Origin of the sequence: Photorhabdus sp. CRCIA-P01 (genome assembly GCF_003545805.1) — a bacterium.
In the GTDB taxonomy this organism is placed as follows: domain Bacteria; phylum Pseudomonadota; class Gammaproteobacteria; order Enterobacterales; family Enterobacteriaceae; genus Photorhabdus; species Photorhabdus antumapuensis.
In genome coordinates this window covers 103,012-120,333 of sequence record NZ_NMQR01000012.1, presented here as the reverse complement: position 1 = coordinate 120,333, position 17,322 = coordinate 103,012, and the positions used below count along the sequence as shown (strand labels likewise).

The 17,322-nt window shown below is 39.9% G+C and carries 9 protein-coding genes; 3 read left to right on the top strand and 6 right to left on the bottom strand.

The genetic code is table 11. The annotated features are described in order from the left end of the window. From D3222_RS26970 to cdiI, 3 genes are all read left to right on the top strand, one after another. Positions 1–348: hypothetical protein (locus D3222_RS26970; RefSeq protein ID WP_198672782.1), on the top strand; the 348-nt coding region annotated here is incomplete at its 5' end. 91 nt (positions 349–439) lie between these two features. Continuing rightward, a complete protein-coding gene (locus D3222_RS25915; protein ID WP_232832464.1) occupies positions 440–3,784 on the top strand; it encodes a DUF637 domain-containing protein in 3,345 nt (1,114 codons plus the stop codon). Further along, complete coding sequence (gene cdiI, locus D3222_RS09945) at positions 3,784–4,131, top strand: ribonuclease toxin immunity protein CdiI (RefSeq protein ID WP_157975313.1); 348 nt, start codon at positions 3,784–3,786, stop codon at positions 4,129–4,131. The genes D3222_RS25915 and cdiI overlap by 1 nt, the downstream gene beginning before the upstream one ends. Positions 4,132–4,508: 377 nt before the next feature. On the opposite strand, the gene D3222_RS09940 is transcribed toward cdiI, so the two are convergent. The 6 genes from D3222_RS09940 to D3222_RS09915 all read right to left on the bottom strand — a co-directional run bounded on the left by D3222_RS09940 (position 4,509) and on the right by D3222_RS09915 (position 17,303). Next, positions 4,509–5,657 (bottom strand): C2 family cysteine protease, encoded by a 1,149-nt coding sequence (locus tag D3222_RS09940; protein WP_232832463.1) that lies wholly within the window; start codon positions 5,655–5,657, stop codon positions 4,509–4,511. Positions 5,658–5,975: 318 nt separating this feature from the next. Next, positions 5,976–6,596: an L-threonylcarbamoyladenylate synthase gene (locus D3222_RS09935; RefSeq protein ID WP_118986013.1), complete on the bottom strand. Its 621-nt coding sequence runs from the start codon at positions 6,594–6,596 to the stop codon at positions 5,976–5,978. Positions 6,597–6,623: 27 nt separating this feature from the next. Next, a complete protein-coding gene (gene rnm / locus D3222_RS09930; RefSeq protein ID WP_118986012.1) occupies positions 6,624–7,484 on the bottom strand; it encodes an RNase RNM in 861 nt (286 codons plus the stop codon). Positions 7,485–7,665: 181 nt separating this feature from the next. After that, complete coding sequence (locus D3222_RS09925) at positions 7,666–9,555, bottom strand: glycosyl hydrolase family 18 protein (protein WP_118986011.1); 1,890 nt, start codon at positions 9,553–9,555, stop codon at positions 7,666–7,668. A gap of 124 nt (positions 9,556–9,679) precedes the next feature. Further along, positions 9,680–13,774, bottom strand: a complete 4,095-nt coding sequence (locus D3222_RS09920) for a neuraminidase-like domain-containing protein (protein WP_118986010.1) — start codon at positions 13,772–13,774, stop codon at positions 9,680–9,682. Further along, positions 13,767–17,303, bottom strand: a complete 3,537-nt coding sequence (locus D3222_RS09915; protein WP_118986009.1) for a Tc toxin subunit A — start codon at positions 17,301–17,303, stop codon at positions 13,767–13,769. The genes D3222_RS09920 and D3222_RS09915 overlap by 8 nt, the downstream gene beginning before the upstream one ends. Positions 17,304–17,322: the final 19 nt, after the last annotated feature.

Below are 17,322 nucleotides of genomic sequence, written 5' to 3'. Positions count from 1 at the left end.
ATGTGGATACAGAAAGATGCTCAGGGAAATAAAGGTCAATTAGTCGAGAATAGATCTGCGACGATAAAAACCGTGAAGGGGGATTTGGTTGTCAGGACCCAAAAACTTAATAATGCGCGTGATGTTTTTATTGTTAAGAACAAGGAGTTAATACCCGATTCAACAGATAAAAACAGGATTGTTCATGAAACGGAAACCTGTGATTTTGGAAACCCGGTTATTCATGAAGCCGAATTAATAACGCCACTGCCTAAGAAATGGTTTGGGCGTGTTGATTTTGGTCGAGATAATATTACAGACGGGGGAATTCATGTAAATCACGCCAGCAGGAAAAATCAGCAACAATAATATTATTAAAGCGAATAACGACATCACCCTTTTGGCAACTGACTCTGTTACATTAAACACAGGAAAAGTTATTTCCGGGGGTAATGTATCCATGATCGCCGCTAATAATATTGATGTATTGCAGAGTAAAATCAAGGGAAAAAACATTACTGTTATTAGCCGTAATGCTGATTTAAAATTGCAAGGCAATGAGACTGCCGGCTATTTCAACCACGATGGTAATCGAATAATCAGCAGCATTGAGGCAACAGGTGATTTATGGCTAAATGCAGGTAAGAATATTATTTTGCGGGAGGTGTTTTTAACTAAAAGTGATAATATTACTTTGACGGCAAACAATGACATTACTATTGATAATAACAATATTGCGCTATTATCACATAAACGCATTGGCAGTCTTCTCTCTAACATTAAAGAGCAAGAACTTTTTAATAACCTGTTATCTAAAGTGGGTAAGCTGGATGCAAAAAGTTCGGTTGTGATGAATGCCGGTGGAAATTTATCGGCTAAGAGCATGAGTTTCTCCGCAGGAAAAGACATCAACTTAACTTCGGCAAAACGTATTGATCTGACTCCCCGTGAATTATCGCCTTCACTGAGTAAATTATTCCCTTCATCACGTTCAAGAGAATTAAGCAGCCGATTAACCGCGGGAAATAATATCAGTGTTATCAGCGGTACGGATATCGACGGAAAGGCGGTTCAGATACAGGCAAACGGTAACACATTATTGTCCTCTGGCAGGAATATCACCCTCCTGCCCCTGCTTTACTCTGTTATTGCTTACAATGACGATGACAGACCTGAGCATTATGATGAATATAAGGATGATAGAAATCATGGCGCCCAAATCCGGGGGACTAAAAAGCTGACAATGGCGGCAAATGGAGCCATTACCACGGTGGGTTCAACGCTACTGTCTGAGGGTGATATCACGATTACCTCTGGTGGTGATATCCGTTTCGAATCGGCCCGGGATCACTTCTACAAAGATCGCGCTGATTATTTAAAAGATGACAGCATCACAGAAACCTATACTCAACAAAGTACGGAATTAACCAGTGGTGGTGTGCTGACCGTCCTTTCAAACGGCAGTATTCTTTTTCAGGCCACTAAACTGGCGGCCAAAGGGGCAATGGATATCGCGGCGAAAGGCGGTTATCTGTACGCTCAGGCGATGGAAGAATCCAGCTATTATGAGAGAACAGAGACAAATCGTAATTGGTATGGCAAAAAGAAAACCGCTAAACGCACCCGTCACGATGTCACGAATAAAGTCACTGAATTTACCGCGGGCGGTGATATYAATCTGTTAAGCCGGGATGACAGCACCTATGAAGCCAGTAAAATCGCCACCAATAAAAACGCCAGACTGACCAGYACTCACGGTAAAGTCAATTTCAAAGCGGTGAAAAACAGCACCTTTGAACAGACGATTACCCATTCCAAAGGCTTTTATATCAAGCAGACCGATAAAGGTTATACCGAAAACACATGGGTTCTGCCTGCCATTCATATCGGCGGAAAATTCACCGTGGAGGCGGCCAAAGGGATTAGCACGGATATCAAAGCAAAAAATGGTCAATCGTTACAAAATGCGGTATCACTCTTCGGCAATACCCCGGAGACCGCCTGGCTGAAAGGACTTAATGAAAATAAAGATATCCAGTGGAATTTGGTCAAAGATGCTTATGACAGTTGGGATTACAAAAGCCAGCATTTAAACCCGGTGGTTTCTGCGGTGATTGCAATTGCAGCAGCGGCGGCAACCGCAGGCAGTTCTCTGGCAGCCTCTGTTGCATCTTATGCGGGGAATAGCGTTGCCGGTGGGGCGTTAACCGCAGGAATGTCATCACTGACGGCACAGGCGGCRGTTGCTATTGTGGATAATCAGGGGGACATATCCAAAGCGCTAAAAGTATTAGGTAGCAGTGATGCCGTTAAATCAACCATGACCTCAATGGCGATGGGTGGCGCATTGGCAGGATTTGATTCCTACATGGGATGGGATAAAGCGGCTGATGGCACTCAATTAGACCCCACAAAAGCGAAATTACCCCAAATCAGCAAGGGTGACTGGAACAAAGTTGTCCAACGGGTAGCCGGTCAATCCATTATTAGTTCCAGCCTGAATACCACCATTAACGGCGGCAGTTTTAAAGATAATTTGACTACGGCTCTGTTGGCTAATATTGGCAGCCAGATTAATGCCGAGGGTGCCGGGCTGATTGGTGATAACGGTCAGGTATTAGGTTTACCCGGAAAAGCCATCAGCCATGCGGCGGTTTCTGCCCTTGCGGCGGAAATTGGCGRCGGTGATGCCAAAGGGGCGGCTGCCGGGGCATTAGCCGCAGAACTGGCCGCGATAACATTGGATAAAACATTCAATGATCCAATGAAAATTCAGGCGGGGGGCAAAATCATYGGTAGCGTTGCAGGCGCCATTGCAACCAATAGCGCCAAAGGCGCTAACAGTGGAGCTAATGCCGGAGAAATTGTTATTCTCTTTAACCACCTGAACTCCATGAATGCCTACAATCTGGTCAGAGAGCTCCAGGAAGCCAATAAGCAGGGAACGCCTACCGAAGCAATCTGGAACAAATACACCAAACTGAGCGCTGCGCAACGGGCAGACATGTTATCTGACTGTGCCGGGAACGGTGGATTATGCACACTGACCTATCAGGCTGAAATGGACGGTGGGATAAAAACAGCGGATGCTATTAGTGGTTTAAGGTGGATGTTTGACTTATCGGCTGAGGATACCCAGCGTATCAGCCAGTTTGTGACGACAGAAAACCAGAACGATTTAGGGCTGTTATATAACTCGTTGCCCGCCTGGGAAAAAGGTGCGCTGATAGCCAAAGAGGCGGTAGAATCTGCCGGTATTGGTGGCGCTATCGGCGGTAAAGCTTCCGTTGCTTCGATTGTTGGGAAGAATAAACAACCTTATCAGCCGAATCAGGGTACAACTGGAAAGGGAACGACCACTTACCCAGAAGGAATTCATTTTAATATTAACCAGAAAAATCACCTAGCCACATTTGATGGAATATCTAAAAAAGGGATAAGTGGTACACATAATGCTGACGTATTTAATCAAATTACATCTGCTAATGGTGTAAAAATTATAGGGAAAACACCCGGTTCAATAGATGGTATTACTGAAATTTCATATCAAATCCCAGCATATGACAGAGCTGGAAATGTTATTGGATATAAAGAAAAAATCTTTACTAAAACAGTTTATGATCCAAAAATTTTCTCTGACCAGCAGATGTTGGCTCTTGGACAACAAGCTGCAATAAATGGTTATAAATCTGCTATAACTTCTGGTGTTAGAGAATACACATCAACAGTGGGCGGCGTGAAGTTCCAAGTGTATTTGGATCAAAAAACAGGTACTGTGCTTAACTTCTTTCCGGTGACAAAGTAATGAACGAATATATTTTTAAAAAAATAGATTATGACAATGACCCCGAGTGGGTTGTGAAAGATTTTTTTAATTCACTGAATTTACAAAGTAAATTCTTATGGGCCCTTCCTTTTCTCTTAAATAAAACAGGGTGTGGAGTAAATGAAACCTATTGCATTTTCCCAGACTTAACAGATCCCGATCCTGAATATCATTTTGAAGGAGTAATGTTCGGGGTATGGGAAGGTGAAATCATAGTTCCCGAATCTACTTGCTGTGAGTATGTAAAACTAGCCTGTGAGAAATATCTTCAATTACATCCAGAAGATACAGAGAAGGTAAAATTCTTACTTGCTCAACTCCCTTAAACCAGAAAGATCCCAGTAGCAAAAGCTGGGATATTTTCTTAATACGCTTGAACAACCATATAACTCGCTGCCCGCCTGGGAAAAAGGTGCACTGATAGCCAAAGACATAAACGATTATAATTATTCAAAATGTCAGCCCCCAAATATAATAAGTTATTAATACTCAGGAATAGTCAGTTTTCTATAATTGACTTGCCTACTCATTATCTCAACTATTAAATAATTAGAGAAATATAATCTTGAACAATATAAAAGTGGCCCTAAATTATAAATTTCAGGCCACATTTCATCAAAATTTTATTTAAGTTTACATTAATACCAGACACTAATATTAAATTAATAGCTTACAAGTCAATCCTGGCAAAACCAATATTCTATCACTCTTGAATTGGAGAAGGATTTGCAATACTTTTCAGTGAATCAGGAAGGGTTTCTCTGAGATACATATCACTAATTTTTGGCAAATTATTAACATAGAGATCATATGGCATCCAGAATGATTTCCCTTCAAATCGGTTATTCTGGAATATATCATTCTGTACTTCCTCTGGAATATTTTCCCATTCAGCAGAGCCAGGAGAATATGGACCTTTATATTTAACGACATTCCACGGATTATGCAGTCGCACTAACTTAATATCATTCCATTGTTGAGCATCCAATATTAAATAAGCATGACCTGATACCAAATCCGTAGACGAACCGGTTCCTTGATAAGTCACATGATGTTTTATTTTGAAGATATCGATAAATTGCTCATCCCAAATACGATCCTGATTATCTTGATTAATACTGGTATTTGCTGTCGATTCTATACCAAAATAGACTTCATTACCGCCGCCTAAATTCTCATAGCCTCCATGCAATTTCGCAAATGCTTTTTCAATCAGGTAATACCAGAATTCATTTTTATCTTCCATAGCAGAAAAACTAACTCGCGGCAGATCATCGTCAATCAATAAATAACCCATCGTCGATTGATTGATGATTCTGATCGAATAAACACCCGTTGGGTTATAAACCGGCGGATAGATAGCAGAAAATAACACATTATGCCCTTCAGGATGGGATGCAATTGCCCCAACGGTGCTAACAAAGCCGCAATTACCAAGATAAAGCTGGCCCATATCGATCATCTCTATCCCTTTAATAAACATGCCAGGGGATTCAATAAAATCTTTAATACGGCTATGCTTGTCAACTCCCCCACTTTGCCATTGTTCAGGAGGATATGAATCATCGACTAAATAGGCACTCTTTTCTGATAACGCTTTAATTAAGACCAATACCGGATCTTTTGCATATAAAGTGGCTCCCTTAAAGTCAAAAGGTTCACAGGTAGCCAGAATATCATTTAATTCACTTAATTTTACCGCTTTATCAGGATCTCCGCTCAATGCTTCTTGCACTGATTTTTCAGCATATGCATCACGCCCACATGCAATTAAATCCCTATCCGGTGATTTCGGCCATGTATGAACATTACTGACATCAACTGGTTTATCGGAGAAATTAACAACTGACATTTTCAATATCCCTTGATTTTATAATGAATGGACAACCTTATGCTGTTATTTATATTAAATAACCAGCCCAAAGTTTTATACCTAATAGTATGATTAAATAATTATCAAATAAACTTACCTTAGGTGCGGTAAATATTTACTTATCACGTTATTAAAATCAACTTAATTATTAAATAGATGATGGTTTTATTTTATTGATTCAGTATTAATAATTCGAAATAATAATAACCATTTCAATTCAATTAAAAAATCAAAAATATAAAGCCTGCATATAATACACAGGCTTTATATAGATTCTGAAAATAATTACCGCATAGCTTATAAGAATGGCGTGATATTGCCAGCCCCTTCTCGTATTACAACCGGCGTATCCTCAGTTAAATCAATTACGGTGGTAGGCTGTTGCCCTAAATAACCCCCGTGAATAATCAGATCAACCAGTTTTCCCAAATTATCTTTAATTTCTTCAGGATCAGATTCAGCAAAATCATTGCCTGGCAAAATCAGGCTCGTGGACATCAATGGCTCACCCACTTGTTCAAGAAGCGCCAAGGCAATTGGATTAGAGGGAACACGTAACCCGATGGTTTTCCGCTTATCATTCATCAAACGGCGAGGTACCTCTTTCGTCGCACGCAAAATAAACGTGTAATTGCCCGGTGTATTATTCTTAATCAGACGAAAAGCCGAATTATCGACATAAGCATAAGTCGATATTTCTGACAAATCCCGGCACATTAAAGTGAAATTATGATGACTATCTAACTGGCGGATACGGCATATCCGAGTCATCGAATCTTTATCTTCCAGACGGCAACCAATCGCATAACCGGAATCAGTTGGGTAAACAACCACCCCACCCTTTTTAAGCACATCCACACTTTGCCCTATTAAGCGTGGCTGCGGATTATCCGGATGAATATAAAAAAACTGGCTCATAAATTACCTCTTAATTTTATGCAGCCCCTACAGTGACCAGTTACACCATATTGGTACCACATCACCGGGCAACCACAATTTACGCCCTAACTCTATCCATGAACAAGGCTGGTGAAAATCAGAACCCAACGAAGCCATCAAATCATATTCCCGTGATAATTGACCGAGATATTGCCGCTCGTTAGGTGCCTGCTGGCACTGTGCAACTTCCATTGCATCACCACCATGTTGTTTAAACCAGACAATCAGACGCTTCAACCATTTGGTCGATAAATCATATCGTCCCGGATGAGCAATGACTGCTTGACCACCTGATTGATGAATGGCATCAATAGCTTGTTCAATTGTACACCATTGAGGTGGAACGTATCCGATTTTTCCCTTTGCCAGATACTTCTTAAATACTTTCGCTATTGTTGGCTCCCTGCCCATTTCAATTAAATAACGGGCAAAATGGCCCCGTGTTATTTGTCCACCATTCGCTAATCGGCTCGCACCTGCCCAAGCATCGGGAATACCCACCTTTGCCAATTTGTGGCCTATCCTAATTCCTCTCTCTTTTCTGAGTTCAGCTTGCTTACCGAGTAATGTGACGATTGCATTTGACTGAATATCAATGTTCAGACCAACAATATGAATCTCCATATTTTGCCACAGGGTGGATATCTCAACCCCTGATATGAGCTTTAATGGCAAATCATGTTGGTTGATATATTCATGGGCTGGCAAAATAGCGTCCGTTGTATCGTGATCAGTCACGGCCAATACATTAACGCCCATTGCCACCGCCCGTTCAACCAATTCCGCTGGTGAAAGTAAGCCATCCGATGCGGTTGTATGGCTATGAAGATCATAAATTGTTACTAACTCAGTGGCTGAATTTGTCATTATTCTTTTCTCTGCCCAAATAGCTTAAAACGCGTGATGGGATAGCTTAACGGTAAATGGTGGCATTTTACAGAAAAGAACGGTGTTCAGCCCTAAAATATCGGGCTGAACATTGTCATCTTAAGAATAAAAAATTTGACGGATAAGAAAAACGATATCCCTTTTTATTGGTAAAGAAGAATTAATCAGCGTTTTTCTTCACCTCGCCAATAGATTTCAAATAATAGGGCTTACCCGGATTATAGAGTGGCCCCATGTCGATAGTCTCATCATTAGATTTAGCAATATAACCCATCCCTTCTCTGGCTGCATTCGCCAACAAACCACAATCCTGATCGCCTGACCAAGAAAATATACCACCCAGCTTATTCTGCGCGACATATTCCGCTTTCTGCTTCACCGTGCGAGGGGTATCTAACGAGATAAAGTGTCCTTCTGTCTCACTAAATAAGAAATCGGCATCAGCGTTGGTATCCGTCATTAACACAAAGCCATTTTTCCCGGTAGCAAGAGTGTGTTCACTATCCAGATAATTATTAACAATATCAAAGAATTCAGGTGAGCCTTTTTCCATTGTTCCTAATGCATCGCCAGTTTTATTATATTCGCGCGTTTCAAGTTTTGCCCCTTTGCCTGCACGGCCATAGTTAGCATAGCCCAAGTGAATTTTATCCCAAGGTATGCCAAGATCCTGATGTAAATAATTGATAGCAACTTCCGCGGATAAATCAGATGCACCTGATGGATCAGGATCTTTTGGTGAATAGAGATTCGTATGATGACCAATATAAGGCGCCCACCCGGTACCAAAATAGTCGTAACTCATTAAGTAAATATTATCCAGACCATTCTTGACTAATTCCGCAATATTAGAGGTTTCTAATTTCGCTTTTACACCACTACAAGCAATGGAGATCTCTTTTCTATCCTCTCGCCCAAATCGACTATCCAAAGACTCACGCAATTCTTTAATTAACAGAGCGTAATGTTCTCCATCTTTATCACTAATAACATTACCTTCCTCGCCCTGGCTTCCAGGATATTCCCAGTCAATATCGACACAACTGAACATGGGAAAGCGCTCAAAAAAATCAACAATACTGTCAACAAAAACGCGACGCAGTGCCACATCAGCCGCCATCACGGAGAAATAACCGGACATACTCCATCCACCAATACTAAAAGCCAGTTCAAGTTTATGGCCGGCTAAACGCGCTGTTTTTTGCAGTTCACGTAATCCACCTAATAAACCCGAAGCTCTCTTTTGTTGATAATAAGGCAAGAATGTTCCTGGCCCGATATCAGTATTCGCGCTTTCTTTCGGCAATCCCACATTACGGGCAGTCCCTAAATCCCCATAAGGATCAAGAGGAACAATATGGCCTTCAGTAATTTTTATTTCACTCTGGCTATTCCAGCCATCCGCAACTTCTTTAATCTTCTTCCCTTTTACACCAGTATCACCGTAAATACCCAAAAAGCTGAATATTAATTTATCATAGGCAGTCACATTAATAGTGCTTAAATCAAATCCTCTGCCCCGACTACCCGCCCCTTCATCCTTACCATCTAAACGCGCATCATATTGGCACCAATCAGTAATATAAGCAGAAAGTTTCGGTCTGGATTTATCGCTTTCATATTCATTAAACATCGGACGACAAACACGCGTCGCAGTATAAGAAAGATTGCCCGCTGAACCATCAGGTTTAAAATTAACATCCGGTCTTTGATAGGTTTGTTCTGTAATATCATCTGGTTGTAAAACCGGTGAAGGAATATCTTCGGTCGGATCAACACGCCCATCGGTAGGATTTCCGTGTTGTTTTATCTCTTCGTCCGTCGCTTGACGAATATATTTCCAGGCATTATGCGGTGTTCCCTCTTTAGCCGTGGGATCGGGAATATGCCAGCGCTCAACCCAATAAGTATTGGTATAAACACCACCATTAAAAATAACATTATAAACTTGGCCGCCGGCCTGATTTTTCCATGCGGTTAATGGTTCACCAATAATATCACTTATGTCGGACATGGATTTCGATGAGGTATAAGTATATTTGTTTACCATTTATAAACTCCAATGAAATTTATATTTAGCCTCCACATCAGTAGAAGAGGCTAATTTGAATGTTAATGATAACGAGTAAGAACTTTAAATTCAGATGACTGATTCATTTAATTCTTAATGCCCGTCATGCCAAATCTGGGTTTTCCTTGTTCAATAATGCCTTAACAGCTGTGCCAAATGATGCAGACCCTTCCTGCGCGGTATATCGAATATGCAAAATCACATCCGTTAGACTTTCTAAATCCTGCGAGGTATTGGTAAAGTGAAAATTCCAACTCGATCCTACTCCTACCCCCTCAAAGGGTAAGAAACGTTCATCATCGAAATTAAGCGTGAACATCCCGCTGTCATTAATACCCGTGGATAAAGCGATTTGTTGATTGGGCTGTATGCTACGAACCGTATAAGGCGTTTCCGCACGAGTTCCTTCTTTCAACATCTTTTCAACGGTTTTGAGATCCGCTTTGGTCGTATAACTGCTTACACCCGACAAACTTAATTTGGCGCAGATATCTTCATAAGGCCCAATTAACATAGGCAGCGTAACTGAAACAGATTTAATCCGCCGATTAAATAACCCCGGATAATCTGCACCGAATTGTTTTAACTCATCCAAATTAAAGGTGATTGCATTATGTGATTTCAGCGCTTTGAGATTATCTTCCCAAGACTCGCCCAATAAAGATTTAAGCGAAATCGTTTTGATAATTTCCAATTTACGTGAATTTTGCTCAACATAAGTGCGTTCCATACGTTGCAGAGCCAATTTCAAATTTTCACCGACCAATAGCCCTTGGTAGAGATCATTCCAGCTCGCGCCATCAATAAAATTCTGCTCGCCTAGCCCAAGCTCATACTGTAAAGAAGCTTGTGCGGATAAACACAACGATGAAACAGCATCATAAACCTGCAAATAAAGGCTTGAGATTTGGCTAATCATCCAAGTATATAAACTTTCATTAGTAAAACGGCTGGAGAAATACGCCAACAGTGCCTGAGATTGTTGTTGCTGCGCTTCAACTTGCGCCAAACGCTTACGTGCGGCGCTGACCTGCAACTGCTGAATATTAACTTGCTGATCAATAGATTTTACTTCCCATTCAGCCTGTTTATATTGCAGCTCCCACTCCTGCCGACGACGGCGATAAGATTCAGAAACACTGAGGCTTTCAGCTTTAGTACTATCAGACTGATGTTTCAAGGTTGCTATTTCAGCAACAGCATTTAAAGCAGCCCCCCAATGTGAACCCCCAACAGCCAATCCGTAAATATTAGGAACTAAATCCAATGCCGCCGCAGCCGTCCTTGAGACTTGTGAAGCCAACAAAGCAGAAGATGCCTGAGCTTGTAATTCAATAACCTGCTGCTCGGTTGACGAAATATTTTCATCATAAAGACTTTTATAATGTTCGTACCGCTCCTGAGCAGATTGTTTACTCACCTGCAACGCATCAAGACTGGCCTGGTTAATATTGATATCTTGTTGCTGGAGGTCAACAGCAAAACGGTAGAGATCATTATTCTGAACCATCTGAAATGATTCAAAACTCAAATTATCTTTCCGTTCCAACAGGCTTAATAAGGTGCTACCAAATTGTATCAACGTATCGACACCCGATTTCGCCCGCGCCAACATCGGTTCAAAGCGATAATTTGGCACTCTGAAATTCATTCTGCTGGTATTTCTGGCCGCAACAACTCGCTGATAACGCTGATTCATTAATCCACGAGGAGAAATTTTCGAATCATAAAGATCCATGGAAATTTCTTTACCATCCAGCGTTAAATTATGGCGTAAATTGTAAATCCGGTTTTCTATTCTATCCCACAGAGCCGTTAACTCTTCATTAATAGGTTTCATAAAGAGATCATTATCCAGCGCACGAATAGTTTTATCATGAACCACCGGGGCATAAGGCAGAGGATAACTTATCATCTCCAATGCACGTACCGCGCTACTCTTCTTATAGGATGCATCCTCAAGGGTTATTGGCTGCCAGTAACTGGCTAATTGAAGATCGGGACGCGCGCCTAATAATGAACTTGCCGTTGCATAGCTCAAACGAGCCAACGTTCTGGCAGTAGGCTGTAACTTGCGATATTCCATATCGCCCTGATCGATAACATTCTTAACGTAGAAGTTAAAAATAGCTTTACGATAATGAATAGGTTCACTGGCAGAAATTGCATCAGGATCAGACGGCTCTATCAAACTACGTAATCTCTTGGGCTCATCAATGATCGGACGACTATTCCAATAACGTGGCTTATCTTGTTCCAACGCCGGTTCATCATTACTTTCAAAAGGATTAAAAATAAACTTAATCCAGCGACTGGCTTCTTCATAACGCTGTTCGACATTAAACCGCCAAGCCACCATAAATGGCATATGGAAGAATAATTCCCAGAAATAAATACCATTTGCCCCTTTAAGATCGATAGGTTTTGAAACCTTGCCGGTAATCGGCTCTTCATGAATGTTTTGAGTTTCCCAACTGAGAACTTTGTCCAGTTTTTGACTCGCCTTACTAATTAACTCCTTTGCAAAAAGGGTATTTAAACGAATCGCCTTGTCAGAATACCAACTTTCTGGTTGCTCCTCTGACGGCTCTTCTTTTGGAAATTGTAAATATTGGGTTTGTTTCGTCTGTTTAATTTGGATCTTGTCACGAAGTAATTTACCTACACTCAGTTTTTGCTTAATTTTACCGGCAATATCTCCAGTTTCTGATGGCAAACTAAAACCTGTAACAACCGTTATATCATTTCGATCACACCGATTCAGTGTGAAACTTAATTTTGGATCATAATCTTCTGGAGTAAGCACCTTATAATCAAGCCAACACCGTTCACCCTGACTATCTTCCAGCCAAATACAATAAAGGATATTTTTACTTCTGCTAAAATCATATTGATATGTTGAACTGGAATTAAGAGACAAATTTAATGTTCCATCAACATAAACAGGTTTAAAATCAAATTGATCTATTGTACCTAAACTTCCTTCAAATTCTATTGTTCCCGCGATCGGCCACTTCATATTATTATTAACAGGATAAAGAACTAATTGCTTATATTCTTCCGGCCCGCCATTTGAAGTCTCTCGGAAATAGAACCAAACTAAAGCAGCACCATATGCATCCAGATCGGATAGCGTTGAAGTGGATTTGGGCAAATCCGTTGCTGCCATTAATAAGTTGTCACAAACATAAGTGAAAACTTCATCATAATCATAAGCTTCTTTATTCTCATTTTTGCCTTGCAAACGCACAAATGCGACCAACGCTAAACGTTCAACATCTCCGGTACGATCGAGCACCGCAATCAACTCTTTCATTGAGTGGTCAAGTAAATCTTCACGAACGGTAGTCCCGGTACTCCAGGTACCATCAAACGCCAAATGAGCCAAATTAAGTTTGGTGCGATATTTAATACTATTATCTTTATCTTGTTTTTCTTCAGAAACTTCAAACCAACTAATATACAATCGGTTATTTAGAATAATCGGACGAATAATACTGTTATATGCATTCTCTAACGGAACATTAATCAGCTTCCACTCACCCCAAGCGGTAGGATAAAGTTCGTCAGTCTGATTATTACGCTGTTTGGCATCTAAAGTTCGCCAAAAATAACGGTAAGGTTGGGTACGGGTCTTAGCAATGAAATAGATCTTATCATCGGCAATATTAATCCCATCTTCGTAACCAGCAATAACCTCTAAATTACTGACCTCTTCGAAGTTATTCAAATATCCCAATATCGCTTTCTGAGCAACATCATCCGTGAGCTTACCTTGATTAAGCGCACTTTCAAGTTGGAAAAAGAATTCCGTTTTAGTTAAACGTAATGTGGGATCAACATAAACTTCCGGGTAAATAGCCAGTTGTTGATTTGCCGCCCAATAACCATAACGATTAGCAAACTCCTGCCAATTATCGGCCTCTTCCTGAGTCATCGATAACCCTGACTCTAAATTCAAAACAATACGGTTAATATATTGTTGTACCGATTGAGTAACATGCGCGACACGGGCTGTTTTGACTTTGGAAGAAACCTGAGTGTCTAACAATAGAAAATCATACAAGTCATCAACGTTTTTAATTTTTTCACTCTGAGATTGAAAAGCGGTATCATGCGGAACAATTTGACCAAGATAATAGTCAACCAATGCGTCACGCAAATTTTCCTGTAATTTTGCTTCAATTAAATTAGACATTATCATCATCTCCTTGCGCTTTTAATGCGGCCATTACCGCTTCACCGATGCTTTGGAAAGCTTCAAAATCTGAATTAACATCAAGTGCACCAGCACCTAATAAAGGCTCAACGGATAAGTTGGTTTTCACAGAAAATTGTTGTAGCCGTCGTATCCAATCTATTTGAGATAAAGTCATCGCACGTTTTCTTTCTAATCCGCCTTTTTCACAAGCAAGATAAATTTCATCAGTGTCCCAATCTAATATTTCAGCCAGTAATTGCGCACATTTATAATTGTTATCATCCTCTTCTCTCTTCGGTAAAATTTCACTGTTAGCGAAAGTAAAATATTCCTGAATTTTATCTTCATTTTGTTTCGCATTTTCCAGTAAATCTTGATAGCGATTCAACAGGAAAATTTCATCTAACGATAATGATATTTCTGTTGTTTCATCTATGTTTAGTCCAAGCCATTTAGGATTTGTCAGGCGCAATAACAATAGATTATTACTTATGCTCAATGCATTAATTAATTGAGTATAAACTAACAGACTGTAGGTCAAGTCCAGAAACTCTTTTTTAATATCTTCAACTTTGTCTGGCGTATTATCTAACACCATTTTCAATACTGAATAAATACTACTTCCTAACCAACGCAATTGTAGTGGAACAATATCTCTTGATACCCCATATTCACCCGCAACAGCACTAGATAATAGACTCTCTTGTGCGGTTTTAGCTTGCAATGTGATTTGCAAGACAATATTAATTTGATTATTATCTGGAGTTATCTTTTTCTCTTTTACAATATCTTCGATCTTTTTCCTCAGAGACTCCTCGTCTGTTTTTCCCCATATCAACGGGATATCTTTAATTAATCCATTACTCTTATCAAAAACGCCATTTTCATCTGACAGAGTGGTCCACCAATCTGTACCATTTATTTCTTGCCGATTAAAATCAGATTCTTGCAAACGTACATTATCAGTCAAACCGTCAGAAATTCCCTTATAAAAGGTTAACATGCCATTTGTTGGCACCACCGGAAGCTGAGTTTTACCTAATAATAGAGAAAGCTTAATCGGTGTCAGTTTTGTTTTAGCAAGCCAGGAAGTTAAAACCTCCATTTGAGCAATAATATTAAGGATATCATCTTTTTCTCCCAAAGCCGGTATATTTGCCAGATATTCGTTTTTATCCGTCAAAATATCCGCCAGAATTAATCCATCTTCCGCAGAAAAACCAAATAATCGTGGAATAGTCACCAGACGATAAAGTCTGGATACGACATCAAGATTACGCACCAATTTGCCAGCAGAGAGCTTCAACGTGTTCTGAACGATAGGCGCAATGACTTGAAACGTGGATAAAGAAATAGCTAGCCCAGCACACAATTGTTTAACTGTTTTCGCTCCATCTCCTTGATTTTCCGTATAGTTAAATGCTTTCCCATCCAGAATTAAAGGTTGGTCAAAAAGTTTAGACTGATTAAAAAGTTGATCAAAAAATGGAATATTATTGCTGATAGCAAATGGCGTCATTTGATATATCCATCCGGCAAACGCCTCCGGTAATACTTTATATTGCGTCGATAAATGGCGGAATAAACCTAATGCTCTTAATGTATTATTAGAGATAGCCAGATCGGTATTATTAGGTTCAGCTTTTATTGCTGAAGTTACTAATAAATCAAGTTGATGATAAGGTAACGCTAACCAACGCTGTAAACGAATAAAGCGGTTCATTCGATCATGGCGAAAATCAGAAACTGCCTCTATTTCGCGCCCAGAGCCGGTTCTCACAATGCTTAATGCATCTAATTGCCCCGCATTTATATAAACCCCCCCATAATGGTAAGGCGCTGGAAAGTGTTCTGATGTTTGACCACTATCTAAAATAGGGTTAGAAAACATCACATTTGGCGAAACTAAAGGCCGAAAATCACCACTACTAAACAAATGTTCGAGATCTGTCACTTTTGATCCTGTTTGTTGACCAAAAGATAGAATCTGTTTTAATTTCACGCTGTCATCCGCAGAAAGACCATAATTATCTTGGAAAAACTTCTCTGCTTCTGGCAATAATTCTGATTGTTCAGTACCTTGCTTAGCAATGGCAAAACGGTAAGTCATGGTCAGGAAATTAATACCTTCAATATTTACCGAGGCATTATTTTTACTCTCTTTTGGCACCGCGGCATAAACTGTCATTTCACCAAAGAAAGGACCATTATCCAAATTACCAATTGCACTATTATCACTTTCTACATAAGTTAATTTTAACTGTCGACTAAATGGCGATGAATTATTAAAAGGTTCCATCCTTGCTTTTACGCGGTTATAGGTCAGAACATTTTCACCACGAAGTTTAACTTTGATGGTCTCTTTATTTTTATTTTCACAGGTAATGACAATTTCATCATAGGCTTTATCAACATTATCACTCAACAGTGTCGGGCCAGTGATATTCTCATCAGCATGAATAATATAAGCATGTTTTGAAATATCACGTTCAGGCAATACTTCTGTTGTACTTGCGCTGAAATAACTCTTAATAAGTTGTTCACGTGATAAAAAGTTTTGCGCAAATGGACTTTCCTCTTTCAGTAAAGCTATTTGCTCCTGACTTAATTGAGTATAAGCAAGCAGAGCCTGATCACGTTTTTCAGTTAAGATATGCCAGGGAAATTGCTGATCCACTTGCTGAATAACTGTACCTAATTCGGTCTCTTTTTCGGCCAAGCCTTTATTGATTTGCTGAGAAGGTAAATTATAAGGTAATGTAAAGGGAAAGCGGGTCTCTCCTAAAACCTGATTAACCGGTTTATCCGCCTGGCCTGTCTGATCAATATATTCCCTGGCACTTTTCGACAAAACATCATTCACAATAGATATTGCCGTCACCTCTTTGTAAAGATTATCACTATTAAGTAATAAGTCAGGAATATCAGCGCGCCTTTGCTCCAATCCCACGGCATTATTGGAACCATCCAGCTCTATTTGTTGTACAAACTTATAAAGATCAAGCAGGTAATTTACCGGACTGTCAAGGGACTCAATAGCGTTTGGCTGACAGAAGTTATCCCAAGGCTCAGGAAATAAGTTGCTGTAATCAGGTAATTTTTCTTTTTCATCTGGATCACTATTGCTATAAGAAAAATATCTTGCCTGATGATTCGTTTTCCTTAATGTTGTGCCATCGTAATCTCTTAGTTGCCTTTGCCGATAACTTTGTACTAATTGATTAGCCGCACTCACTGCTTTATCAAAGATTACCTCTGCATGTCCCGACAAAGATTCGTTGTGACGTTTAATAAATCGCTGCCTTGATACTTCAACAATATCAAAAATTGAGTGATATCCCAGACGCTGGAGTGTATTGACCAGAGTAACAGTGGAATTATCTTCCTTCTGCTCTGAATCTGATAACATATAACTTTTCGTCAATATTAGCGATGCTGATGATTTTATTTCCGCCACCGCGGATAATAATGGTGATACTTTTGTTACATCCTGTTTTTCACGAGAAATGCTTTTATATTTATCCATTACATTATTCCCAACCTAA